Raw genomic sequence first — 24,605 nt, 5'->3', positions numbered from 1 at the left:
TTAGCGGTTGTTCTGCTGGATCTTCTGCTGCTTTTCCAGACGATTGTCGATGTACGCCTGGGCACGCAGCTGCTCCAGCCAATCTTCGAAAGCGGGCTGGGCACGGCGTTCGAACAGAATCTGGCGCGCCTTCATGCGAGCCATGTCGTCGGTGGCGTCGTGCTGGCGGCGCTCTTCCACTTCGATCAGGTGCCAGCCGAAAGGCGATTGCACCGGCTGGCTGATTTCACCCGGCTTCAGGGCATTCATGGCGGCCTCGAACGGCGGCACGGTTTCGCCCGGGTTCAACCAGCCCAGCTCGCCGCCTTGCGGAGCGGTCGCGTCCTGCGAATACTGGCGCGCCATGTCCTCGAACTTGGCGCCGCCGCTCACCAGGCGCTGGCGCACCTGCTCCAGGCGCTGACGCGCCATTTCGTCGCTCATGACGGTGGAGGTCTTGATCAGGATGTGGCGTGCGCGGGTCTGCATCACTTCCACCGGACCTTGATGCGCAGGCGCCTGCGCCGGCGCGGCTGCGGGTTGCGGCGCCTGGGCCGGCGCCGGGGCGCGGGCAGTGCGGGCGGGCGCCGGCTGGGCGGTGCCGCGGTCCATCACCTTGATGATGTGGAAACCGTTGCCGCTCTGGATCAGGCCGCTGACCTGGCCTTTCTGCAAGTTGCCGACGGCCTGTACGAACAGGTCGGGCCAGCCGTCCAGCGGGCGCACGCCCATGACGCCGCCTTGCAGGGCTTCGGGGCCGTCCGAGGCCGCGGCAGCCAGGCTGGCGAAGTCGTCGCCGCGCTTGGCTTGCGCCAGCAGGCCTTCGGCCTTCTTGCGCAGCGCGGCCAGTTGCTCGGGCGACGAACCTTCAGGCACGCGCACCAGGATCTGGGCCAGGGCATAGAGCATCGGGCCCGAGGGCGCGGCGGCCTGCTGCGGTTCTGGCTGCGGCTGAGCCTGCGGTTGCGGGGCCGCCTGCGGCGCCGCGCCAAATGCCGGATTGCGGCGCTGATCCTTCAGGAAGGCGTCGACTTCGGCATCCGAAATCACGATGGTGGAATCCACCGCGCGTTGGCGCAGGCGATCCGTGCGGATCTCATCGCGCAGCGCCTTGCGGTAGCCGTCCCAGCTGGTGCCGGACTTTTCGATTTCCTGGCGCAACTGAGCCACGGTGATCTTATTGCGGGACGCAATGGTCTGGATCGCTTGGTCGATTTGCGCGTCATCCACGCGTATGCCCAGGCGATCCGCTTCATGGCGCTGCACGCGCTCCATGATCAGACGTTGCAACACCTGGTGCTGCAGGGTCTGGTCATCGGGCACCTGGATGCCGCGGGACTTCAATTCGCCTGAAATGCGCAAGGACGCATCGCGCAGTTCGCGCAACGTGATCACGTCCTTGTCCACGACTGCGGCAATCCCGTCGACGAACTGCTCGCGCTGCGGCGCGGGCGCGGCGTTTTTTTGCGCAGCGGAATTCGGCTTGGCGCCATTGTTCGCGGCCTTGCCGCCCTGCTCGGCCGCATGGGCCAGGGGCAAGCCGGCGCACACGGCCAATAGCAGCGCATTGCCGGAGAGGCGGCGCAAAGAGTGCAACCTACGCATCATTCATACCTTTCAAATGTGGTCCCGGTGGGCACAGGCGGCGTAATGCGCGAGTAGCCGGGGATACTTCTGTTCAGCAGATTCATCGGGTCGGTTCCCAGGGAACCCAGACCGGTCAGCTCAAGCTGGAAGAATAGTGCCGAGTTGGCGTCCGTGGCGGAGACCGCATATCGCTGGTAGACCATGCGGCCCACCCAGCAGCAATCTCCCTTGTACTCCAGGCCGGCGATGGCCTGCGTGACGCGGGGCGAATCCGTTGTGCCGGCCACCGTGCTGGACGGACCGTTGCGCAACGAGTAGTCCACCCGCCCGACGCCGTACCAGCGCTTGGAGAACGGCCACTGCATGGCCAGGCTCACCTGGTTCTGCCCCTGCGCCTGATACTGGACGCCGGGTTGAGGATCGCGTTGGTAGCGGTACGACACGGCCACCGTCGTCAAGCGCTGCGGCGACCAGCGCGCGCTGACCAGGCCGCGCGACCAGTTGCTGTCGTAGGGGTTGTATTGCGCGGCGATCTCGGTGCTTAGCGTATCGGTCAGGGCCGCACTCGCGCCCAGAAGGAAATCTGAACGCACATTCTCGCGCGGTACCTCGCCAGGCAACGTGACCTTCTGGTCTGCAAAGTACAGCCGCTGCGCGATACCCAGCGACATGCGCTCGAAACCGGTGTTGGCGTCCAGCCAGCGCGTCGTCAACGCCGCGGTTAGTTGGTTGGCGTTGGCGATGCGGTCCCAGCCGCCGGTATAGATGTTCTCTTCGAACGCCTGCGAAAAGCTGAAATCAGCCAAAGAGGTGTCGTAGACAGGCAGTTTGGACTGGTCGCGGTACGGCACGTACAGGTAGTACAGACGCGGCTCCAGGGTCTGCGTGGATGCCTTGCCGAACAGCGAGGTGTCGCGTTCGAAGATCAGCCCCGAATCCAGGGACAGGATCGGCACCGAACGGGATTGCGAGCGCGGCGTCCCCGGGCTCAGGTTGTACCAGTCGGTGTTGTACTGGGTGTAATTGACGCCTGCCTTGGGAACGATGAACCAGCCAGGTTTGACGATGGGGTAGGAAACCGTCGGATAGGTTTGAAAACGGTCGCCATCAGGCCCCAGGCGCGTGCTTTCGAACAAGGGCTTGCGGAAACGCACTGCCGTGGAAGTCCAGTCGACGTCAAAACCACCCCAGTCGTAACGAGCGCCCCGGAAGAAAATTTCCGGTTCCTTGTCGTATGGCGGCGAGAGCGGCGCATCGGGATCCTGCAGCGTCTGGTACTTGTAGACCTGCGCGTACGCACTCCAGTAACCCGATGCGGACGCCCATCCCACCCGTGCCCGTTGCGGCAGATAGGTCGTCGAAGCCTGGTTCAGGCCCAACTGGGAAATGTCGCGGAAGTAGTTGTCGTCCGACACCTTCGCAACGTCCCAATCCGCATAGAAGCCGTAGGGCAATATCTGCTGATGGCGCCACCAGTACATCCAACGGTCGCTGTCGGTCAGCTTGTCGTTGGGCAGGTAGGCGCCGTCCAGGATGCCGCTGTAGCCATTGCCGAGATAGCGGAACTCCCCCCCCAACTGCAGCCCGCGCTTGGAGAAGTAGCGCGGCTGCACGGTCAGGTCATAGTTCGGCGCCAGATTCAGGTAATACGGAATCGAAAAATCGAGACCGCCCTGGCTGGTCGTGCCATACGTCGGCATCAGGAAGCCCGACTTGCGCTCCTTCTTGACCGGAAAGGTCATATAAGGCGACGCCAGGATGGGCACGTCCTTGAAATACAGCACGCCGCTGCGCGCCACGCCTTCGTTTTCGTCGAAGTCGATGTCGACGGTCTTGGCCTTGATGTACCAGGACGGCGTTTCGCAGGCGCAGCCGCTGTACGTCACGGTTTGCAGCCGCATCTGCGACCGGCTGAAGATGTCCGCATGCTCGGCGACGGCAAAGCCGCCGGTGGCGCCCATCCAGAAATTGGGCTTTTCGACCTCGCCCGAGGACTTGTCGACGTTGAACTTGGCGCTCGGCCCGATCACCAGGGTGCCGTCGCGCATCATGCGCGCGCTACCCTGGACGTCGACTTCGCCGGTGTCCTTGCGGTAGTTGATGCGGTCGCCCTTGATTACGCTGTCGATGCGGCGCACCTGGGCGCTGCCGGTCAGGGTCAGATCCGAATCAGGATCGCCATCGATGGTGTCCGCCTCCATGAAGGCGGGAATGCTGTCGTCCGGCAAGCGGTGGATCCGCAAGCCCGGCGAAGTGCGCAACACGGGAGTCGCCGAGGTCGACGACGCGGCGGGAGCGCTGCCCTGGCTGCCTTGGGCCTGGACGGCTCCGGCGGCGACACTGACAGCAGAGAGGATCAACCATCGAACCTTGCGCACGAGTGAAAACAGCCCTTTTTGACGATGGTGGGAACGCGACACCGGCACCCACGAAGGGCCAATGCTAACGGAAACGAGCCGGTATTATAGAGAAGCCGCGCCATAGGCCCAGACTTATGTGCCCGGGACACAATTCTCAGCAATATTGCCTTTCTGACACGGATCTTCCTTGAAAAACGATCACGACCCCCGCCTGGAGCAGATCCGCCACTGGCTGGGCGGCCTGCCCGCCAGCCTGAACCTGGCCATCGACACGCTGCGCCCGGCGTCCGCCGACGCCAGCTTCCGCCGCTATTTCAGGCTGGACGCCGGCGTACGCACCTTGATAGTCATGGACGCCCCGCCCGCGCACGAGGATTGCCGCCCCTTCCTGCACGTGGACCGTTTGCTGGCGGATGTCGGCCTGAACGTGCCCGCCGTGCTGGAACAGGATCTGGACCAGGGCCTGCTGCTGTTGTCCGACCTGGGTGAACAGACCTATTACCAGCGCATTCAGGCGGGACTGCCGGACAGCGAACTGCAGACGTTGTATCGCGAGGCCCTGGCCGCCCTGGTCCGCCTGCAGCAGGCCTCCACTGCCGGCCTGGGCGCTTATGACACCGCCCGCCTGGCCGACGAGCTCAAGCTTTTCCCCGAGTGGTACGTGCAGAAGCATCACGGCGAGACGCTGGACGACAAGACCGCAAACGCGCTGGAAAAGATCTTTGCCTTGCTGTCCGCCAGCAACGGCGGACAGGCCCAGGTGCTGGTGCACCGCGACTACCATTCGCCCAACCTGATGGTCTGCGACCGGCCGCAGTACGGCCCCAACCCGGGCATCATCGACTTCCAGGATGCGTTGGCCGGCCCCATCACTTATGACCTGGCCTCCCTGGTGACGGATGCCCGCACGACCTGGGAAGAACCCCAGCAATTGGACTGGGCCATCCGCTACTGGGAAATGGCGCGGGCGGCCGGCCTGCCGGTGGACTCGGATTTCGCCGAATTCCACCGCGCCTCCGAGTGGATGGGCCTGCAGCGCAACCTGCGCATCCTGGGCGTGTTCGCCCGGCTGCATCATCGCGACGGCAAGGCGCACTACCAGGCCCACATGCCGCGCGTCAGCGGCTATGTCCGCCAGGTGGCCCAGCGCTATGGCGTCTTCACGCCCCTGCTGCGCCTGCTGGACCAGCTGGAAAACCGCCAGGTCAGTGTCGGGTACACGTTCTGATGCGGGCCATGATCCTCGCGGCGGGACGCGGCGAACGCATGCGCCCCCTCACCGACCGCTTGCCCAAGCCCCTGCTGTCCGTGGGCGGCCAGCCGCTGATCGTCTGGCACCTGCGGCGGCTGGCGGCCGCCGGTATCCGCGACATCGTCATCAACCACGCCTGGCTCGGCCACGAAATCGAACGGGCGTTGGGCGACGGCAGCGCGCATGGCGTGCGGATCCGCTATTCGGCCGAAGTTTCCGCGCTGGAAACCGCGGGCGGCATCGTCCAGGCGCTGCCGCTGCTCGGCGACGAGCCCTTCCTGGTCGTCAACGGCGACGTCTGGTGCGACTGGGATCCCGCCGCGGCCACCGGCCTGGCGCGCGCCCTGCCCGGGAGTGGCGCCTGGCTGCTGCTGGTGGACAACCCGCCCCAGCATCCGGCCGGCGATTTCCGCCTGGCTGCCGACGGCAGCGTGCATGCCCAGGGCGAACCTCGTTTGACCTTTGCGGGTATCGGCGTCTACCATCCCTCGTTGTTCGCCGACGTCCCCCGGGGCGCGGCGGCGCCTCTGGCGCCCTTGCTCCGGCAGGCCATGGCCCGCGGCCTGGCGCGCGGCGCGCGCCACGCAGGCGAATGGACGGATGTCGGCACGCCGCAGCGGCTGGCGGACCTGGACGCCGAGCTCAACCGCCGGGTCCGCTGACACCCACATATTTCACAATATCAAGGTGCGCAACCAGGCTTGTCCGCGCACCCAACGGTCCCGGCTAACGGGGTATTCTCTAGCGCTTTGACCTGCGCGCGCAGCGTGCGGGCGAGCAAACACACAGGAAGTTTTCTAGGAATGGGGATGTTTGGAAGATCGCAACGGGCTGTATTCAAGCCCTCCGTGTACCAGCCCGGCCAACGCACGCGCCGCATGCCGCGCTGGCTGGTCCTGCTGCTGGTGGGCATCGCCCTGGGCGCCGGCGGCGTGCTCTTCCTGCAGACCAACTACGGCCCGCAACGCCTGACCGTGGAACAGTCCGAGCAGCTGCACAGCGAACTGAGCACCGCCAACCTGGAACGCCAGCGCCTGCAAAGCCAGCTCGAGGAAGCCACGCAACAACGCGACGCCAACAAGTCCGGCCATGAAAAGCTGACTTCCGACCTTGCAGAAGCCCGCAGCAAGATCGAAACGCTGAACAAGGAACTGGTGCTGTTCCAGGACGCCATGCCGGCCGATCCGCGCGGCGGCAACCTGGGCATCCGCTCGGCCACCTTCAAGCGCGCGCCCGGCCTGCTGGACTACCAGGTGCTGGTCATGCGCGAGGACCGCCAGGGCGCGCCGTTCAAGGGCACGCTGACCTTCTCCATCGACGGTACCTACCCCAACGGCCGCGCCGCCACCGTCACGCCGGAAGGCCCCGCCCTGAACGTCGACCGTTACGACTACGCGCTGGGCCAGCTGAAGCTGCCCGACGGCTTCACGGCCAAGGTCGTGGTGCTGCGCGTAATGGACGGCGCCCAGAAGCAGCAGGCGATGCGCATCTACTACGTGCGCAACTGATAGATACGCCACGCAGTCACCAAGACCCGCCCTGATCCGGCGGGTTTTTTCTTGCCCAAAAAATATAGTTGCGCACGCAACCTCTTAATAATATAGTTGCGCAAACAACCAATACCTGGAGACAACATGCCGCTCCCCGCGCACGTTCCCGTCCTGATCGCCGGCGGCGGCCCCGTCGGCCTGACGCTGGCCGCCCTGCTGGCCGAATACGGCATCGCCTCGCTGACGCTGGAGGCGGACGACGACTATTGCAGCGGCAGCCGCGCCATCTGCATCTCGCGGCGGTCGCAGGAAATCATGGGCTGGGTCGGCGCCGACCGGCCCCTGACGGCCACCGGCCTTGCCTGGACCGGCGGCCGCAGCTATTTCCGCAACAGCGAGGTCCTGCATTTCGAGATGCCGCACGATCCGCTGCAGCGCTACGCGCCCATGGTCAACATCCAGCAGTACGCCGTCGAGGAGTACGCGCATCAGGCCATGCAGCGCCATCCGGCGCTGGCCGAACTGCGCTGGTCGGCACGGCTTGCCGGCCTGCGCACCGACGCGGACGGCGTCACGGCCGAAGTGGACATCGAAGGCGGCCGTCAGACCGTGCGCGCCGACTGGCTGATCGCCTGCGACGGCGGCCGCAGCACCGTGCGCGAGGCCATGGGCCTGAAGCTGGAAGGCATGCAGTACGAAGGACGCTACGTCATCGTGGATATCGAACAGGAGTCCAGCCGCCCCGTGGAGCGCCTGGCCTGGTTCGATCCGCCCTCCAATCCCGGCTCCACCCTGCTCATGCACCGCCAGCCCGGCAATGTGTGGCGGGTGGATTACCAGATCCGCGACGACGAAGACCCCGAAGAGGCCGTCAAGCCGGAGAACGTGCTGCCGCGCGTGCAAAGCCATCTGGACATGATCGGCGAGACCGCACCCTGGAAGCCCTTGTGGATCTCGATCTATAACGCCAAGTGCCTGACGCTGGACAGCTACCGCCACGGACGCGTGCTGTTCGCCGGCGATGCCGCCCACCTGGTGCCTATCTTCGGTGTGCGGGGCCTGAACTCGGGACTGGACGACGCCGGCAACCTGGCCTGGAAGCTGGCCTGGGTGCTGCGAGGCCAGGCCTCCGACAGCCTGCTGGACAGCTACAGCGTGGAGCGCGTCCACGCCACCCGCCAGAACCTGGCCTACGGCGCGAAGAGCACCGAGTTCATGGCCCCGCCGGACTTCGGCTTTCGCCTGATGCGCGAGGCCGCCCTGCGCCTGGCGCTGTCGGATGAGCGGGTGCGTCAGCTGATCAACCCGCGGCAGTCGGCGCCCATCTCCTACGATGCCTCGCCGCTGAACCTGAATGACGGCGCGCCGCAAGCCGGCACGGCCGCTGCGCCCGGCCAGCCTGCGCCCGAAGCGCTGCTGCACGATCACGGCGCGCAGCTGCACCTCAGCGCATGCTTTGGCGCCGGCTTCGTCGCGCTGTCGCTGGCTCCCGACGCCCGGCTGGCGGCCGAACTGGACGCCCTGGCTGCCGCCACCCGCGATGCCCCCCAGCCGCTGCGCGTGCTGAAGACGGGCGATGACGCCTTGCAGGACCCGCACGGACAGCTACGCCAGCGCTACGGCGCGCAAGCCGGCACCGTCTACCTGCTGCGGCCTGACGGCTACGTGCTGGGACGCTGGACCAACCCGTCGGCCGCCACCCTGCGCGCCGCGCTCAAGCCCTACTACCCCTCGATCGCACGCGACGCGCACAAGGAAGAGCTAGCATGAACAACGATGAACTGGACCAGATCTATACCGCCATGGCGCAGACCCTGACGCGCGTCGGCGAGGAACAGGCATCGCTCTTCCTGTCGATCCTGAGCCTGTCGCTACTGGCCCGCTTGAGCGATACGCGCGACGCCGCCACGCTTTTGGCCCAGGCGGAAGCCGCCTGCCTGGCCAACGGTCCTGTGGCACACTACTCCGCCTCCGAACCTGCCCGCCCGACGTGAACCCGCCCGCCCTCGAACGATTCCTGACCTACCGCCTGCACGTGCTCAACAAGATCACGGACAGGGACACGAATCGCGCCTATCTGGAAGCTTGCGGGATTCCTCTGGGCGAGGCCCGCTGCCTGGCGGCCATCGGCCGCTACGCGCCCTTGTCGGTCAACGACCTGGCGCGGGCGGCCAATCTGAACAAAGGCCAAGCCAGTCGCTCGGCGCAGGCCCTGGTGGACCGCGGCCTGGTGGAAAAAACCATGTCCGCCTCCGACGGGCGCGGCGTGGTGCTGGCGCCCACCCCGGACGGCCTGGCGCAATATCAGCGCGTCATCGACCTGATCGCCCGCCGCAATGAAGAAATCTTCGGCTGCCTCAGCGCCGACGAGCAGCGCCTGCTGGGCGACATGCTGGACCGCGTGAACAGCCATTTGCAGCCTGACGCGGACGGCGCGGAAGACCCGCTCCCGCCCGCGCCGCCGCAAAACGCGCCCTAAGCCTTGGGCGCGGTGGCGCCCAATTGCGCTGCCGCCTCGTCCATGAACTGCGCCATGCGCACATCCAGCTCGGTCACGCCGCCGGCGTCGTGCGTGGTCAAGGTCACGTCCACGCGGTTGTAGACGTTGGTCCATTCCGGATGATGGTTCAGCTTCTCCGCGAACATGGCGACGCGCGTCATGAAGCCGAATGCCGTATTGAAATTGGGGAAGCGGAAGCGCTTTTCGATGGCGTCGCGCATCGCCACGGCCTGCCAGCCGGACAAGGCGGCCACGGCGATATCGGTGCCGATGCGGGCGGGAGGGAACATGCTCATGACGGACTCCAAAAAAACAGGCGGCGGCGCATCGCGCCAGCCGCCTCGGACACTGGGCTGGCCCAGGCTTACTGCTGGACCGCGTACAGGTAGATCTCCACGCGGCGGTTCAGCGCACGGCCTTCGGCGGTCGCATTGTCGCCGATCGGATCGTTCGGCCCGCGACCCTCGACCGTCAGGCGGCCCGCCGCCACGCCCTGCTTGCTGAGGTAGTCGGTCACGCTCTTGGCGCGATTGACCGACAGCGTCTGGTTGTGCGCCAGGGCGCCCGTGCTGTCCGTATGGCCGACCACCTTGGCCCGCAGTTCAGGATGCTGGTTGAGCGAGCGCGCCACGCTGTCCAGCACCGGCAGCAACGCGGGTTTGAGCTGCGTCTTGTCGGTATCGAACGACACGCCGCTGGGAATGTTGACCTTGAGGCTGCCATCGGGCATTTCGACCACGTCGATGCCCAGCGACGAAGCGCCCGACTTCTGCACGTCTTCCTTGACGACCTTCCAGTTGTAGCCGACCAGGCCGCCCGCCACCGCGCCGATGCCGGCGCCGATGGCCGCGCCCGTGCCATGGCCCACCAGGGCTCCAATACCGGCGCCGATCGCCGCGCCGGCGCCCGTGCCCACTGCGGTATTGGTCTGCTGCTGCGTGGCGCAACCCGCCAGCAAAGCCCCCGACGCCGCGACCACGGCGATCCGGTTGAATATTGTTCTTGAGTTCATGGAAACCTCCACTATCCCGTCGGTGCGCCGGATCATTCCGGCCAGATCATGCTAGCAAGCGCGGGGCGGGAGACAGGCAACATTTTGTATTGCCCGGAGGATGGCAAAAATGGCGCGGCCGCCAGCCGTAACAGCTAGCGGCCGCGCCGCGCAACAATAGGCTACATTCCGCCCGCAGCGGAGCCGGCCTCCGGTGAGCAGGCCGGCGCCAGCCGCCTAGCGCTGCTGGAAAGTCCGGCGCGCCACGTTCAGCGACACCATGGCCATGAGTGCAATGGCCAGCAGGTAGTAGCTGGGCGACAGCTTGGAATCGGTGGTCGCAATCAGCCAGGTCAGGATGAACGGCGCAAAGCCGCCAAAGATCGTCACGGCAATGTTGTAGCCCAGGGACAGGCCGGTGGTGCGCACCTGCACCGGGAAGATGGCGGACATCAGCGCTGGCATGGGCGCAAAGTACGCCGTCGCCAGGACGCCCAGGATGACCTGCACGATCATCAGCACGCCCACGGTCGGATACGACACCAGCAAATAGAACAAGGGGTAGCACAGCAGCGCGGTCGCCAGGGCCGCGGCCGTCATGATGCGCGCGGGCCCGATCCGGTCTGCCAGGGTGCCGACGAAAGGCGCGCCGACCGTCATGATGACGCCCGTGACCAGCGTCGCCAGAAAGCCGATGGTAGGCGGCAGACCCAACTGGCGGATCGAGTACGTGGGCATGTACAGGGCCAGGTAATTGCCCACCGAGCCCAGCGCCACGAAGCCGACGGTAACGAGCAGGCGCAGTTTCTGCCCCGCGAACATGTCGCTCAGCGGCGAGGCCGACGCCTCTGCCGCGCTGAACTCCGGTGTTTCATCCATGTGATGGCGGATGTAGTAGCCCACCGGCGCGATCAGCAGGCCGAACACGAACGGAATGCGCCAGCCCCAGCTTTCCAGCTGGGCCTGGGTCAGCGTCGCATTGAGCACCGCGCCGAACAAGGCGGCCAGCAGGATCGCCGCGCCCTGGCTGGCGACCTGCCAGCTGGCGTAGTAGGCGCGCCGGTCCGGCGCATACTCGATGAGGAAGGCCGTCGCGCTGCCGAATTCCCCGCCCGCCGAAAAGCCCTGGATCAGGCGCGCGACCAGGATGATGATCGATGCTGCCACGCCGATCTGCGCATGCGTGGGCACCACCACGATGATCAGCGTGCCTATCATCATCAGGAAAATGGACGCCGTCAGCGCCGCCTTGCGGCCCGCCCGGTCAGCATAGCTGCCCAGCACGATGGCGCCCAGCGGCCGCATCAGGAACGACACGCCGAAGGTGGCCAGCGCCAGCAGCAGCGAGGAACTCTCGCTGGCGGACGGAAAGTACAGCTTGGCAATGATCAGCGCGAACGTGCCATACGCGATCATGTCGAACCACTCCAGCGCATTGCCGATGGATGCGGCAATCACCGCGCGCCGCGCCTGGGCGCGCCGGTCGCCTGCCGGCGCCGCCTTGCTGCGGCCGGCTGCGGCCGCATTCCACGTTGTCTTCTCCGAATAAGCCATTTTTCCCTCTGTTTTTTTTGAAGAGTAACTATCGATTCAACTCATTACCGGGCCAACTCAAGATGGCCCGCCAGCTTTTCCATGAACTGTTCGCACAGGCTGATCTGCGACAACGCGACATACTCGTCCGGCCGGTGCGCCTGCTGCAGGTTGCCGGGGCCGCAGATGACCGCCGTCATGCCGGCCCGCTGGAACAGGCCGGCCTCCGTGCAGTACGCCACCTTCTCGGTGCCGCGCGCGCCGGTCAGCGCCTGCGCCAGCTGCGCAATCTCGGCGGTCGCGGCGGTATCGAAACCGGGCACCTCGGCCAGCGCTTCCAGCTCGATGTCGGCCTGCGGATTCTCCGCCTTGATGCGGTCGCGCAGTTCGCCGGTGATGTAGCGGCGCAGGCCGCCGATTACGTCTGGCGCCAGCACGCCCGGGATGGTGCGGAATTCGAACTCGAACTGGCAGCGGTCCGGAATCGTGTTGACGGACAGGCCGCCCGAGATCGTGCCGGTGTTGGCAGTCGTGTACGGCACCTCGAAATCCTGATCGAAGGGGCCGTTCTGGCGATGGCCGTCGGCCATGTCGCGGATGTGGCAGATGGCGCGCGCCGCATATTCGATCGCGTTGACGCCGCGCGGCGTCAGCGAAGAATGCGCGGCGTGCCCATGCACGGTGCAGCGGTACAGGTTGCTGCTCTTGTGGGCGGAGATGACGCGCATCTCGGTGGGCTCGCCCACGATGCAGCTATCCGGGCGGATATCCAGCTTGGCCAATTCACGCAGCATGGCGTCCGCCCCCAGACAGCCCACCTCCTCGTCATAGCTCAGCGCCAGGTGCAGCGGCACGCGCAGCCGCCGCGACGTGAACGACGGCAGCATGGCCAGCGCCACGCCGATGAAGCCCTTCATGTCGCAGGTGCCGCGGCCGTACAGGCGGCCGTCGCGCACTTCGGGCGCGAACGGATCGCTGCTCCAGGCCTGGCCGTCCACCGGCACCACATCGGTATGGCCGGACAGCACCACCCCGCCCTGGGTGCCGCCGTCCGCGGCAGGCACAGTCACGAAGAGATTCGCCTTCTTGCCGTCGGCGTTGTAGATCAGCCTGGGAGCCAGCCCGGCCGCGGCCAGGTGGTCGCGCACCGTTTCGATCAGACCCAGATTGGACAGGCGGCTGGTCGTGTCGAAACGCACCAGCCGTTCTATCCATTCCAGGGAACGGGGAAGCTCTGCAGTATTCATGGGTCGCACCCTAAGGTTGAGGCCTGGCGCTCAGGCAGCCTTGCCCCGCGCCGCATCCAGAAAGCGCGCTAGTCTAGCCACGCCTTCATCCAGCCGCTCATGCGCGCTGGCATAGCACCAGCGCAGATAGCCCTCGCCCTCGGGACCGAACGCCATGCCCGGCGCCAGGCCCAGCCCGCCGCGCACGACCAGGTCCTTGCAGAACGCCAGGCTGTCAGACACGCCGCGGATGCGGAAGAAGGTGTACATCGCTCCCGGCGCCGCGCCGGCCAGTTCAACCCCAGGCACCTGCGACAGCTTCGATGCCAGATGGTCGCGCGCCAGCCGCAGCCGCTGCACCGTGCGCGCGATGACGGGCTCGCCCTGTTCAAGCGCGCACAAGGCGGCGGTCTGCACGAAACCCGGCGTGCAGGTGTTGCTGTATTCGATCAGCTTGCCGATTTCCGGCAGCAGCCCGCGCGGCACCACCACCCAGCCCACGCGCCAGCCCGTCATCAGCCAGGCCTTGGAAAACGAATTGCAGCTGACCACGCGGTCGTCCGGAGCCGCGATGTCCAGGAAGGTGGGCGCCACGGCGCCTTCGTAGTAATAGCGTTCGTAGACATCGTCGGCGATGATCCAGATGCCGTGCTTGCGGCAGTGCTCCAGCACGACGCGCTGCTGCTCCGCATTCATCACCCAGCCTGTCGGATTGTTCGGCGAGTTCACCAGCAGCGCCCGCACGTCCGGCGTCAGCGCGGCGAGCAAGGCATCCAGGTCCAGGCGCCAGCCGCTCTCGGAAAACGACAGCGGCACGGTCGTCACGCTCGCCCCCAGCACCTTGGGCATTTCCACCAGATTGGGCCACAGGGGCGTCACGGCCACCACGTGATCGCCCGCGCCCACGATGGCCTGCACCGCGGTCATCAGCGCCGAGGTGCCCGAGCTGGTCACCGCGATATTGTCGACTTCGCGCCGGCCATGCAGGCCGCTGACGTAGGCCGCCAGGCGCTCGCGCAGCGCGGGCACGCCCAGGGTCTGCACATAGAACGTCTGCCCCGACGCAATGTGGGCGATGGCCGCATCGCGAAACGCGGGCGGGGTCTGCTCGTCGGGCTCGCCGAACCAGAACGGCAGCACGTCGGCGCGGCCCATGCCTGCATTGGCGACCTCGCGGATCTGCGACGAACGCAAAGTCTGCACACTGGCGCGCGCCGTCGAGCTGAAGCCGCCGGAAGATACTGCTGTATTCATGCCTGTTCCTGTCGTACCAGATGAAAGTGATCGCGCCGCCGGCTCAGCGGCATGCGGCGTCGAACTGCGCGCGCGCCTGGCGGGCGCCCCGGGCCAGCCAGGCCACATCGGAATGCAAGGCGATGAATTGCACGCCCAGCTTGCGGTAGCGCGCCGCTTCCTCGGGATCGTTGGCGAAGATGCCGACGGCCTTGCCCGCCGCCTTGCCGGCCGCGATCACGCGGTCGACGGCCTCGCGGACTTCGACGTGGGTCATGTCGCCCAGGCGACCGAGACTGGCCGCCAGGTCGGCCGTGCCCACGAACAAGCAGTCCGCCCCAGGCAGCGCGGCGATGGCTTCGACGTTGCGCACCGCCTGCGCCGACTCGATCTGCAGGATCGCGCAGGCCTGTTCATTGGCCTGCTTGACGTAGGTGGGGTCCTGTCCGTACATGCCCGCCCGCACCAGGCCGGCCACGCCACGCACGCCGCCATTGCCTGCCGACGGGAAACGCATCGAGGCGATGGCGTTGCGAGCGTCCTCGGCCGTGTCGATGTTCGGGAAGATGACCGTCCGTGCGCCGCAATCCATGGCGCGCTTGACCAGCGCCGCATCGTTCACCGTCACCCGCACGACCGGATACGCGGTGGCGCCATGCGCGCGCGCCGAGTCGATGGCCTGTAGTTGCGCCGTCAGGCCCGCCACATCATTGGGCGCATGCTCCATGTCGACGACCAGCCAGTCGAAGCCGCAATGCGCAATCGCCTCGGCCACCGCCGGGCTCGCCAGGGTCAGCCAGCACCCCTCGGTAGGCTCCAGGGCCAGCAGCGCCTTGCGTACCGGATTCGAATCTTTCATGTCTGCTCCATATGTGATCAAACGGGGAGCATTCCTGGTGCCGACGCCCCCTCTAACAGCCAAACAAAGATACAGGAGCGGATTGGCGAAGATTTCCGATTTTTCGACGTAAATGTGTAATATTTTGGATTGAAATTAGCGAAACTCTCTATTCATTGGAAGAATCGTGCAAAGCAAGAATTTCGACCCCACCGACCTGCAAATCCTGGCCGCCCTGCAGGCCGACGGACGCCTGTCCAGCGCCGACCTGGCCGAGCGCGTATCGCTCACGCCTTCGCCCTGCTGGCGCCGGGTCAAGCGCCTGGAAGACGAAGGCGTGATCCGCGGCTATCGGGCCGAAGTCGACGTCAAGAAGCTCGGCTTCGGCGTGACGGCGTTCGTCTGGATTTCCCTGGACATGAAGGGCGCTGAACACGTCAAGGCGTTCGAGGACGCCGTCAGGCAGGTACCGGAAGTGCTCTCCTGCCACTGCGTCTCGGGCCGCTACGACCATCAGCTGACCGTCATCGCCCGCGACCTCGACGCCTTCGGCGACCTGGCGCGCTACGTGCTGGGTGCGCTGCCAGGCGTGAAGGAGGTCTACACCTCGTTCGTGCTGAAGGAGGTCAAGGGGCTGGGGGATGCGATTTCCTTGCCAGCGGCTTGATGCGCGCAACTGGCGGGCAGTGCGGTGCGCAGTGGCTTGCCGTCAGGCGGCGTTGAATCGCTCCAGCCACGGCAGCGCCGCTTCCAGCCGCGCGGACTCCAGTTCCGGCCGCGCCGCGCCTTCCGGCAACGCCAGCCCCACGCGATTGTGCCAATACGTGCGCAGGCCGACCTTGCTGGTGCCGAACATGTCGTAGCCAGAACCTGCAATGAACGCGGCTTGGGCGGGCTGCACCTGCAACTGCGCCAACGCCAGTTCATAAGGACGCGGATCGGGCTTGTAGTAGCCCGCCTCCTCCGACGTCACCACCACGTCCCAGTCCACGCCCAGCAGGCTCGCGGCTCGGCGCCCGAGACGCGCAGAGCAATTGGTAACCACGGCCAGGCGGCAATGCGGCCGCAAGGCCTGCAGCAATTCGCGAGCGCCATCCCAGGCGGGCAACTCGTCCCAGCCAGCCTCCAGCGCGTCCGGCGCCGTCGCGGGTAAACCAACCGCGGACGCGGCCTCCCGCAGCAGCTGTTCGTAGGGCTGATAAGCGCCGCAGCCATACGTGCGCCGCAGATATTCCGCGCGCCACGCCCGCCCGGCGGCCTCGGAACCGGCGGCGCGATTCCATATGGTCCAGGAGTCGAGCAAGGCGGTCAGCAGGTCGAACAACACAGCCCGGGGATAGGCGGGTATGGCAGCGGGACTGGACATGCGTGGCTCTCTCGGTTGGAAACGAGTCCACTATAAAGAACATCAACTCTGCCGTGATTCAGCGGACGTTTACCCTGTGTTAAGCCGTGACTTAAGCGATCCGCCTACCTGGTTTACTGACAGCCCCATTGGCAATCTGTTCATTGGCGACCGTATCGCGGGCCTGTATCTGCCCATGGCGGGGTTCAAGGAGGCCTTGTCTCTGCCCGCGATCCGGTCGACAGCGGCCATTTCCAAGCGGGCGATGGCGCAGGTCTGTAGCCGGTCTTTGCGCAGCGTCTGGGCAAGCCGGCCGAAACTGTGGAGATGGCGCTACGCGCCAACGAGTACTAGCCGCTCTGCTCGTCGCTATTGGACGACAGCCGCAGATTGGACTTCAGCATGTTGTAGACGTGGCGGGTCAAGGGGTTGATGTGATCCCGCCGTATCCAAAGGTAGTAATTGACATCGGGCAGCCGGGGCAACCCCTCTTTCTCTCCCAGCACCCGCATATCCGAGCCCAGCAGTTCCACGCTGCGCGCAGTGATGCCAAGGCGCGCACGCAAGGCGGCCTTGATGGCCACCAGATTGGGCGCAACATAATTGGTTTGCGAGCGTAGCTGTGATTGCTCCAGCGCATTGAGCGCAATGCGGCGAAAAATGCTCGGCTCATCGGCAAGCACCAGCGGCAAGGGAGCGTTGATGTCGTGCACGTAGTCTGCCGAGCACAGCCATACCGTGGGGGAAGTGCGCAAGACCACGCCTTCGAACTCCTGATCAAAGCGAGTCGACACTGCCAGATCCACCTCACCCTTACGCAAGGCCGTCATCAGATTGGGGCTGCGGTCCACCCGGATTTCCAGCTTGATGCGAGGGAAGGTGCGCACCACATGGATCAAGAGGCTGGGCAGAATGCTGTCGGCCACATCGTGCGGCGACCCCAGACGCAACTCGCCTTCGAGCAGACTGTCTTGCAACGAGCGCAGAGCTTCATCATTCATGGCCAGCATATGGCGTGCATACGTGACCAGCTTTTCGCCATGGCTGGACAGCCGCTTATTGCGGCCGCGCTTTTCAAACAGCGGTAGATCGACCAGGCTCTCCAAGCGCAGCATCTGCTGCGTAACAGCAGATTGGGTCTTGTGCAGACTTTCCGCCGCAGCGGAGAATGAATCGTGTTCGGCGATAGCCACCAGCGTGCGCAGCAGCTCCAGATCCAGATTGCGCATGGACTTTCCTTGACGTGACAGCCGGAATATGGCGCGCCTGCCTCATCTGGATCAATGACGCACATCCTCCAGGAACTTGCAGGCACGCGGATGCCTGGGTGCCGTGAAGAAGGCCTCGGGTGTGCTGTCTTCCAGAATGGTCCCGGCATCCATGAACCAGATGCGATCAGCGACCTCGCGCGCAAAATCCATTTCATGGGTGACGATCACCATGGTCATGCCCTCGGAAGCCAGAGTCTTCATGACATTGAGCACTTCGGACACCATTTCGGGGTCCAGCGCGCTAGTCGGCTCGTCAAACAGTATGACTGGCGGGCGTTGTGCCAGCGCGCGCGCAATCGCAACGCGTTGCTGCTGGCCGCCCGACAGATTGATGGGCATGGCGTCTATCTTGTGCGCCAAGCCAACCTTGGCCAGCAGCGCTTCGGCCATCTGGTCGGCCTCGCGCGTCGGCATGCCAAACACCTTGCGCGCCGACAGCGTGATGTTCTCGCGCACCGAATAGTGCGGAAAGAGATTGAACTGCTGGAACACAAAGCCAATGGAGGCACGCAGCTTGTTCAGATCCGACTCGCGGTCGTAGATGCTGGCGCCATTGATGGTGATGTCGCCTTTCTGAATCGACTCCAGACGATTGAGCGTGCGGATCATGGTGGACTTGCCCGAGCCGGACGGCCCACAAACCACCAGCACCTCGCCTTTCTCGATACGGCCGTTGACGTCATTGAGAGCGTGATAGTCGCCATACCATTTGTTGACGTTCTTCATTTCGATCATGTCTTTTCCCCTTATCGCTGCTTACGCCAGACCCAGGCGGCGGCGTTGTATGCGTGATTCGATGCGCTTGGCCAGCTTGGACAAGGCCAGGCAGATGACAAAGTAGATGCCCGCCAGGATCAGATAGGTTTGCAACGCAGACGTCAGTTCGATGCTGTTGATCTGCTGGCCGACGAACGTGACTTCCTCGACACCGATGACATAGACAATGGAGGTCGCCTTGATGGTCGATACAAACTGGCTTACCAGCGACGGAATCATGTTGACAAGCGCCTGCGGCAGGATGACAAATCGCATGCTTTGCCAGTACGACAGGCCGGCCGAACGCGCCGCTTCGGTCTGGCCGCGCGGCAGGCCCTGCAGGCCGGCGCGCACGATTTCCGCCAGAAAAGCGCTTTCGTACAGCACGATGGCCACCAGGGCGGTCTTGAACGGCGAGATCGTCATGCCTGTGACCATCGGCACGGCGAAATAGGCCCAGAAGATGATCATGATGAGCGGGACGCCGCGAAACGCCGTGACCCAGCAGGTCGCCAGAATACGCAGCACGCGGTAGGGTCCGATACGGGCAAAACCCAGCAGCACCGCAATCGGGAAGGCCAGCGCCAGGCCCAGAACGGCCAGCAGCAGCGTGGCTGCAAAACCGCCCAGGGGGCCATTGGGCCAGGATCCCACCATGAACATCGTGCCGTATTTATGCAGTAGTTCCAGCATGCTTTACCCCTTGTAAGCCGATGGATAGGCCTTCTCGACCCGGCTGCCGATGAGCATGATGGTGATCGAGCACAGCAGGTAAATCAGCGTGGTGACGGCGAAGACATCGAAGGTGCGGAAGGTCAGGTTGTCGATGTTCTTGGCCTGATAGGTCAGCTCAGCCACACCGATGACCATAGTCAGGCTGGTGTCTTTGAACAGGATCAGCGATCGGTTGACCAGCGGCGGCAGACCGATGCGCAAGGCCTGTGGCAGCACGACGTAACGCATGGCCTGCAGAAAACTCAAGCCAATGGATCGTCCGGCTTCGATCTGCGCGGCCGGGATGGCCTTGAGACCGGAACGAAGATCCTCCGACATATAGGCGCTGACATTGAGCGACAAGGCCACCACCGCAAACAGGATCTCGGTGTTGCTGGCATTGACGAAGGCGCGGATGTCGGGCGGCAGCAGTTGCGGAATGCCGAAGTACCACACCATAATCTGCACCACGGTGGGCACATTGCGGTGGTATTCGACGAACAGCGACATCAGCGCGTCGAGCGGTTTGAAGGGGATGGCGCGCAACAGCACGATGGCGATCGCCAGCGTCATGCCGAGCACCCAGGCGAGGGCAAATACCAGCAACGTGGTCATGAGCCCTGACAGCAGCAGGGCGCCATATTGCCCATGCAACAAGAAAGAGATGTTCAGATCCATATGCAGCGATGGCGGCTCTCGCGAGCCGCCGATTCATCCTCAATTGGCAAGAGCAACAGGTTCGACCTTGAACTTGCGAGTCAACTGGTAAATCGAGTCTTTGCCCAGCCACTTGGCATAGATGGCGTCGAGTTCGCCATCGCCATCCATCTTGCTGATGACTTTATTGATGGCCTCGATCAGTGCGGTATTGCCCTTGGAAGCCACTACGCCCATGCGCTCGGTGAACAGCGGTTCATCGATCAGCGTCGCGGCGCTGCCAGATTTCGCCGACTCGATTTCAAATCGCTTGAGCGTCAGTTCGCCGGCCGAGATGCCGTCCACCTTGCCGTTCTGCAGGCCCAGATAGCAGGTGGCCAGATCCTGATACGTCACGATCTGCGACTTTGCCAGCACGCGCCCGGCAATGGCGGCCGACGACGATCCCTTGCTGGCGCAGATGCGTTTTCCTTCTAGCTGCGCCAGCGTGCCGAGCTTGTCGTCCTTGCGCACCAACACTTTGATATTGCCTTGCAGATACTGGACGCTGTAGTCCACCTGCGCGGCGCGTTCTGGCAAATAGGCCATGGAGCCCGCCACCACATCGACGCGGCCCATCTTCAGCTCCGGAATTCGGGCTTCGGTAGACAGCGGCTTATGCACCAGCTCCACGCCCAGGCCTTTGGCCAGCGCCTGGCATATATCAACGTCGTAGCCTACAAACTTGCGCGTGGCCGGGTCCTGGTAGGCATAGGGTTCGCTGGCGCTTTGCGTGCCGCAGACCAACTGTTTCTTGCTCTTCACATCATTCAAGTCACCGGCGTGAGCGGCGGTGGCCAACAGTGCAAGAGCGATGGCGACGACGGGTTTCATGGGTTTTCTCCTTGGTTTATGCGTAACGGCGCGAGAATCGTGTCCCGCGCCGAGGGATGGAAACGTCAGGGTTGAAAGCGATATGCCGCACGTTCGCGCGCGTCGATCTGGTTGACCAGATTGGTTTCCCATTCCAGATACTTGATAGCCGCGGCCTTGTTGCCGTGATGGCGGTCATGCACGAAGAACAGGAAATCAATGCACTCTGCGTCGGACGGAAGATCCGGCGTCTCGGCCAGCGGCAGGCCTGCGGCCTGCCATTGCGCCGGCGTATCCAGCAAGAAGTAGAGCGGGCCGCTGCCGGCCAGCTCGCGGGCATACAGCTCAGCCACGCGGGCATCGTCGGCCACAAGCACGGTGACGCCATTCAGCGCCTCGGCGCGGCTGCGTATGCTCCAGCGAGCGCCGTCGATATGGCTTGCTCGATAGCTCATGCTGGGCCGCACATCGACCAATGCCGCGCCTTCATCGCGCAGACGAGCTGCTGTCTTGCTGTCCACTCGAGCAAGTCGATTTTCGACCTGCGCGTCGGCCGATACCGGCGCGCCACCGGCAACTGCGTCTAGCACATAGACTTCCCAGCCCAGTTGGCGCAACCAGCTGGCGACGGCGGGAGCGCGCACGCCTTCGCTGTCGACCAGAACCAACCGCGCATTGCGCGTGCCCACGTATTGGTCGGTGGCCTGGATCAACTGGCCGCCTGCGGCATGAGCTGCGCCGGCATAGGTACCCTGGGCATATTCTTCCGGCGTACGCACATCAAAGACGTAGGTACTGCGCTCGGGATCGGCTAGCAAGGAAGCAAGCTTTTCGGGCTTGATGTTGGGTATGCCGTGACGGGCGGCCAGTGCTTGCGCGCGCGCGCGCGCCCGGTCCAGTGTCAGCGGCGCGGCGTCGATCGCGTGGCGGCGGCTCTGACCTTGGTCCAGCGGATAGTCTTTCAGATACCAGCCCTGCGTGCCGTTTTCCAGCGCGTAGATCGGGTTCTTCACGCCCAGATTGATCAGTGTCTGCGCGCCGATGATGCTGCGCGTCCGGCCGGCGCAATTGATAACGATGGTGGTGCTCTCATCCGGCACGAGCGTATCGATATGCAGGGCAAGCTCCCCGTTCGGGCAGCAGGTCGCCGTTGGAATGCTCATCTTCTGGTATTCGGTGAACGGCCGTCCGTCCAACACCACCAGGTTTTCGCCAGCGGCGATACGGCGGTTCAATTCTTCAGCGCCGATGGCCGGCGTGTGCAGCTCGTGCTCGGCGAGTTCGCCAAAGGTCTTGCTGGGCAGGTTGACGCCCGCAAAGAGGGCGTAGCCCGCCGCGTCCCAGGCCTGCACGCCGCCATCGAGGACGCCTACCTGGGTATAGCCCTGCTGACGCAACGCCTGGGCGGCGCGCTCGGCGACACCGTCATTGTTGTCATAGACGACAACACGGGTGGTCTTGCGCGGTACGAGGCGGGCCACTTCGAATTCCAGGCGGCTATAGGGAGCGTTGACAGCGTAAAAAAGATGGGCTTCGCCGTACTGACCGTGTTCGCGCACGTCCAGCAAGGCGATTTCCTGACCGTCATGCAGCCAGTCTTTGAGCGTGGCGGCGTCTTCGCGTGCGCGAATAGTGTGGTTGGTTGCCATGGGTTCTACAGAAAGGAAGGATGCCGGCCGCAGCTGGCGACACAGCTAGGAAAGGTGGGCGTCGAAGGCTTGTTGCAGGTCCGCGATGATGTCCGCCGGTTCCTCTAGGCCGATGTGAAAGCGGCACATGGCCCCGCGCGCCTTCCAGTCCGACAGACTGCGCGCCGACACCATATTCATGGGAACAACAAGGCTCTCGAATCCGCCCCAGGATGCGCCAATGCCAAAAAGGCGCAGCGCGTCGATCATGGCCTCCATCTGCCGTGCGCTGATATCCGCCTTGAATTCCACCGATACCAGGCCATTGCTGCCCTTGAAGTCTCGCTGGAAGATCCCGGCCTGCTCGCCCTCGGCCAAGCCTGCGGCGTAGACGCGGGCGACGCGTGGATCATTGCGCAACCAATCGGCCACCCGCAGCATGTTTTCCTGGTGAGTGCGCATGCGTACTGGCAGTGTGCGCAGGCCGCGCAGCATCAGCCAGGCGTCATCGGCGCCGACAGTCTGGCCATAGTTGACCTGCACCGTCTCCATCTCCTGCCAGACTTCCTTGGTAGTGACCACGGTACCCATCATGATGTCGGCATGGCCGCTAAGGTACTTGGTGGCCGCCATCAGCGAGATGTCTGCTCCCAGCGCCAGCGGTTGATGCAGAATGCCAGAGCCCCACGTGTTGTCGACAACCAGCAGGCAGCCATGCTGCCTGGCCAGCGCCGACACCTTGCGCAAATCCATCAGCTCATAGATCAACGAGCTGGGATTCTCGGCATAGATCATGCGCGTATTGGGCTGAATCTTCTCGGCCAGATCGCTGCCATCCGGACGATAGAAGCTGTGCGTGATGCCCAGGCGAGACAGGCTTTGCGCACACAGTGCGCGTGCCGGCTCGTAGACGCCGTCGGTGATCAGCACGTGGTCGCCGGACTTTAGATAGGCCAGGAATACCATGGCGATGGCCGCCAGACCGGTCGGGAAGACCTTGGCGCGATAGCCGCCTTCCAACAGGACCAGGGCATCTTCCAGCGCATAGGTGCTGTCCGTGCCGCGTGCGCCGTACGAGGCCAGGCGTTCCTGGTCGCGCCGCTGACGCGTGTCGCGCCATTCGCCCACGCTGTTAAACACATAGGTGCTCGCACGCGTGACGGGCGTGTTGACCCAGCCTTGATGGGGACGGCCCGCGCGCAGCAGACGAGTGTTGAAGCCATCTTCTTGCGCAGGCGTGGTCTGATCCTTGAGCATGGCGCGCCTCACTTGCGGGTTTGCACGCCGATAGCCATTTGCTGGCAAGTGCCATTCTCCAAATCGAAGGAGATGCGGCGATCCAGCGTTTCCAGCGCGCGGCCGTAGAAGTGCAGATGACGGATCACGTCCTGGCCTTCGATATGTACGGCATGGATGTCATCGGCCATCAGCGCAATGCCGCTTCCTGGCTCGACTACCACGGTGCCGGTCTTTTCCAGCTGCGCGCGCCCGGGCTCGCTGCCGTCATCCTTGCGATCATAGGTGTAGTTCAGCTCCACGCCTTCGACCGCGGCGATACATGCCCAGGTCGTATGGTTATGCGGCACGATTTTTTTGCCCGGGCGCATGACGTTTAGGTACAGCGCATACGACTTGTCGGCATCTTCCTGGATCAGGTAGCGGGCCTGCAGCTCACCGGCTTCAGGCGCCGGGTAGTGCGACTCGTCCCACCAGTCTTTGTTTGCGGCCAGACCGATCAGTTTGGACAGCGTTTTTTCCAACGTCGCCCGGTTTTCACCTTCTTGGCTGAACAGCGTCTTGACCTGTTCGATGGTGGTGCCGATCTGTTCCGATCCCGGGTTTTTTTGCTGCGGCATTGCGAATCTCCTTGTAGAACGGCGTATGAGTTGCAGCCGATCTTAAAGAGCCATGCCCAGCCATTCAAATTAATGTTGCAGGAAAATGTATTGAAAAAGCTAATGGATTGCCTTTCGTCATAGAGTGAGAGCGCCAGCGCCGCGAGCGCTTGATTTCTTTCGGTAAGGGTAAGTACTAGATCGTTGACAGCGAATTTGCCACCGATGACAGCCCTGTGATTGTGCAGGAACCGTAATGGATTTTGAGGTGGCGTTTTGCAGTGGACGTACAGGGAAATCGGACGATCTCCAGCGAAGGTTGAACTGGTTGAAATTCGCTCTAAATCAGTAAGCGTGCTGATTTTTGCTGAACTGGTGGAAGCAACGCTCTGTACTGGTACTGCGCCGACATCTCGATGCTGTCTGCCAGAAAAGCGCTCTGTTGTTTGGCGAAGAACCGAGAGCAGTACATTTCCGGCGCGGTATCGAACGCGGCCCGTGATGTAGCCGCAGCGACGCGCTATTGCGCCTGAGATTTGAGGCCCGCCGCTGTTCTTT

At 64.1% G+C, this 24,605-nt stretch carries 24 protein-coding genes; 7 read left to right on the top strand and 17 right to left on the bottom strand.

Translation table 11 applies throughout. The features are described 5' to 3' along the window. Both N5C88_RS12795 and N5C88_RS12790 read right to left on the bottom strand, forming a co-directional pair. Complete coding sequence (locus N5C88_RS12795) at positions 1 to 1,587, bottom strand: peptidylprolyl isomerase (RefSeq protein WP_187774067.1); 1,587 nt, start codon at positions 1,585 to 1,587, stop codon at positions 1 to 3. After that, positions 1,584 to 3,944, bottom strand: coding sequence for an LPS-assembly protein LptD (locus N5C88_RS12790; protein ID WP_280015422.1), 2,361 nt, complete (start codon positions 3,942 to 3,944; stop codon positions 1,584 to 1,586). Before N5C88_RS12790 ends, N5C88_RS12795 begins: the two co-directional genes overlap by 4 nt. A gap of 169 nt (positions 3,945 to 4,113) precedes the next feature. Here N5C88_RS12790 and N5C88_RS12785 point away from each other — a divergent pair, with 169 nt between their 5' ends. The 6 genes from N5C88_RS12785 (at position 4,114) to N5C88_RS12760 (ending at position 9,147) form a co-directional block, all read left to right on the top strand. Next, positions 4,114 to 5,154: a phosphotransferase gene (locus N5C88_RS12785; protein WP_280015421.1), complete on the top strand. Its 1,041-nt coding sequence runs from the start codon at positions 4,114 to 4,116 to the stop codon at positions 5,152 to 5,154. Next, positions 5,154 to 5,840: an N-acetylmuramate alpha-1-phosphate uridylyltransferase MurU gene (gene murU, locus N5C88_RS12780; RefSeq protein WP_280015420.1), complete on the top strand. Its 687-nt coding sequence runs from the start codon at positions 5,154 to 5,156 to the stop codon at positions 5,838 to 5,840. Before N5C88_RS12785 ends, murU begins: the two co-directional genes overlap by 1 nt. A gap of 147 nt (positions 5,841 to 5,987) precedes the next feature. Then, positions 5,988 to 6,686, top strand: coding sequence for a DUF6776 family protein (locus N5C88_RS12775; protein WP_059371519.1), 699 nt, complete (start codon positions 5,988 to 5,990; stop codon positions 6,684 to 6,686). A gap of 126 nt (positions 6,687 to 6,812) precedes the next feature. Continuing rightward, positions 6,813 to 8,438 carry an FAD-dependent oxidoreductase gene (locus N5C88_RS12770; RefSeq protein WP_280015419.1) on the top strand — a complete coding sequence of 542 codons (1,626 nt, stop codon included), beginning with the start codon at positions 6,813 to 6,815 and terminating at the stop codon, positions 8,436 to 8,438. Further along, positions 8,435 to 8,662, top strand: coding sequence for a hypothetical protein (locus tag N5C88_RS12765; RefSeq protein WP_059371517.1), 228 nt, complete (start codon positions 8,435 to 8,437; stop codon positions 8,660 to 8,662). The genes N5C88_RS12770 and N5C88_RS12765 overlap by 4 nt, the downstream gene beginning before the upstream one ends. After that, entirely contained in the window at positions 8,659 to 9,147 is a 489-nt protein-coding gene (locus N5C88_RS12760) for a MarR family winged helix-turn-helix transcriptional regulator (RefSeq protein ID WP_118932648.1), read from the top strand. The genes N5C88_RS12765 and N5C88_RS12760 overlap by 4 nt, the downstream gene beginning before the upstream one ends. On the opposite strand, the gene N5C88_RS12755 is transcribed toward N5C88_RS12760, so the two are convergent. From N5C88_RS12755 to N5C88_RS12730, 6 genes are all read right to left on the bottom strand, one after another. Further along, a complete protein-coding gene (locus N5C88_RS12755) occupies positions 9,144 to 9,464 on the bottom strand; it encodes a 4a-hydroxytetrahydrobiopterin dehydratase (RefSeq protein ID WP_059371723.1) in 321 nt (106 codons plus the stop codon). The two genes, N5C88_RS12760 and N5C88_RS12755, sit on opposite strands and share 4 nt — an antisense overlap. 68 nt (positions 9,465 to 9,532) lie before the next feature. After that, a complete protein-coding gene (locus tag N5C88_RS12750; RefSeq protein ID WP_059371515.1) occupies positions 9,533 to 10,180 on the bottom strand; it encodes an OmpA family protein in 648 nt (215 codons plus the stop codon). Positions 10,181 to 10,396: 216 nt separating this feature from the next. Then, positions 10,397 to 11,713: an MFS transporter gene (locus N5C88_RS12745; protein WP_191295198.1), complete on the bottom strand. Its 1,317-nt coding sequence runs from the start codon at positions 11,711 to 11,713 to the stop codon at positions 10,397 to 10,399. A gap of 44 nt (positions 11,714 to 11,757) precedes the next feature. Further along, positions 11,758 to 12,939 (bottom strand): acetylornithine deacetylase, encoded by a 1,182-nt coding sequence (gene argE, locus N5C88_RS12740; protein ID WP_280015418.1) that lies wholly within the window; start codon positions 12,937 to 12,939, stop codon positions 11,758 to 11,760. Positions 12,940 to 12,969: 30 nt separating this feature from the next. Further along, positions 12,970 to 14,172, bottom strand: coding sequence for a pyridoxal phosphate-dependent aminotransferase (locus tag N5C88_RS12735; protein WP_118932646.1), 1,203 nt, complete (start codon positions 14,170 to 14,172; stop codon positions 12,970 to 12,972). 43 nt (positions 14,173 to 14,215) lie between these two features. Next, positions 14,216 to 15,010 carry an aldolase/citrate lyase family protein gene (locus N5C88_RS12730; RefSeq protein ID WP_280015417.1) on the bottom strand — a complete coding sequence of 265 codons (795 nt, stop codon included), beginning with the start codon at positions 15,008 to 15,010 and terminating at the stop codon, positions 14,216 to 14,218. Positions 15,011 to 15,176: 166 nt separating this feature from the next. Here N5C88_RS12730 and N5C88_RS12725 point away from each other — a divergent pair, with 166 nt between their 5' ends. Beyond that, positions 15,177 to 15,656 carry an Lrp/AsnC family transcriptional regulator gene (locus N5C88_RS12725; protein WP_118932644.1) on the top strand — a complete coding sequence of 160 codons (480 nt, stop codon included), beginning with the start codon at positions 15,177 to 15,179 and terminating at the stop codon, positions 15,654 to 15,656. Between the two features lie 42 nt (positions 15,657 to 15,698). Here N5C88_RS12725 and N5C88_RS12720 read toward each other — a convergent pair whose 3' ends face one another. The 9 genes from N5C88_RS12720 to N5C88_RS12680 all read right to left on the bottom strand — a co-directional run bounded on the left by N5C88_RS12720 (position 15,699) and on the right by N5C88_RS12680 (position 24,068). Continuing rightward, positions 15,699 to 16,355, bottom strand: coding sequence for an HAD-IA family hydrolase (locus tag N5C88_RS12720; protein WP_118932643.1), 657 nt, complete (start codon positions 16,353 to 16,355; stop codon positions 15,699 to 15,701). 329 nt (positions 16,356 to 16,684) lie between these two features. Continuing rightward, the gene (locus N5C88_RS12715; protein ID WP_118932642.1) at positions 16,685 to 17,563 is read right to left on the bottom strand and encodes a LysR substrate-binding domain-containing protein; all 879 of its coding nucleotides are present in this window, start codon (positions 17,561 to 17,563) and stop codon (positions 16,685 to 16,687) included. A gap of 51 nt (positions 17,564 to 17,614) precedes the next feature. Then, positions 17,615 to 18,340, bottom strand: a complete 726-nt coding sequence (locus N5C88_RS12710) for an amino acid ABC transporter ATP-binding protein (protein WP_118932641.1) — start codon at positions 18,338 to 18,340, stop codon at positions 17,615 to 17,617. Between the two features lie 21 nt (positions 18,341 to 18,361). Beyond that, on the bottom strand, positions 18,362 to 19,054 hold the full coding sequence (locus N5C88_RS12705) for an amino acid ABC transporter permease (protein ID WP_118932640.1): 693 nt from the start codon (positions 19,052 to 19,054) through the stop codon (positions 18,362 to 18,364). Positions 19,055 to 19,057: 3 nt separating this feature from the next. Then, positions 19,058 to 19,753: an amino acid ABC transporter permease gene (locus N5C88_RS12700; RefSeq protein WP_118932639.1), complete on the bottom strand. Its 696-nt coding sequence runs from the start codon at positions 19,751 to 19,753 to the stop codon at positions 19,058 to 19,060. A gap of 39 nt (positions 19,754 to 19,792) precedes the next feature. Then, the gene (locus tag N5C88_RS12695; RefSeq protein WP_118932638.1) at positions 19,793 to 20,605 is read right to left on the bottom strand and encodes a transporter substrate-binding domain-containing protein; all 813 of its coding nucleotides are present in this window, start codon (positions 20,603 to 20,605) and stop codon (positions 19,793 to 19,795) included. A 65-nt stretch (positions 20,606 to 20,670) separates the two neighbouring features. Beyond that, on the bottom strand, positions 20,671 to 22,233 hold the full coding sequence (locus tag N5C88_RS12690) for a rhodanese-like domain-containing protein (RefSeq protein WP_280015416.1): 1,563 nt from the start codon (positions 22,231 to 22,233) through the stop codon (positions 20,671 to 20,673). A 45-nt stretch (positions 22,234 to 22,278) separates the two neighbouring features. Continuing rightward, entirely contained in the window at positions 22,279 to 23,469 is a 1,191-nt protein-coding gene (metC, locus tag N5C88_RS12685) for a cystathionine beta-lyase (RefSeq protein WP_118932636.1), read from the bottom strand. An 8-nt stretch (positions 23,470 to 23,477) separates the two neighbouring features. Next, positions 23,478 to 24,068 carry a cysteine dioxygenase family protein gene (locus N5C88_RS12680; RefSeq protein ID WP_276310543.1) on the bottom strand — a complete coding sequence of 197 codons (591 nt, stop codon included), beginning with the start codon at positions 24,066 to 24,068 and terminating at the stop codon, positions 23,478 to 23,480. Positions 24,069 to 24,605: the final 537 nt, after the last annotated feature.

Origin of the sequence: Achromobacter sp. GD03932 (assembly GCF_029839485.1) — a bacterium.
Lineage (GTDB): Bacteria > Pseudomonadota > Gammaproteobacteria > Burkholderiales > Burkholderiaceae_B > Achromobacter > Achromobacter bronchisepticus_A.
This window is presented reverse-complemented; position numbering and strand designations above follow the sequence as displayed.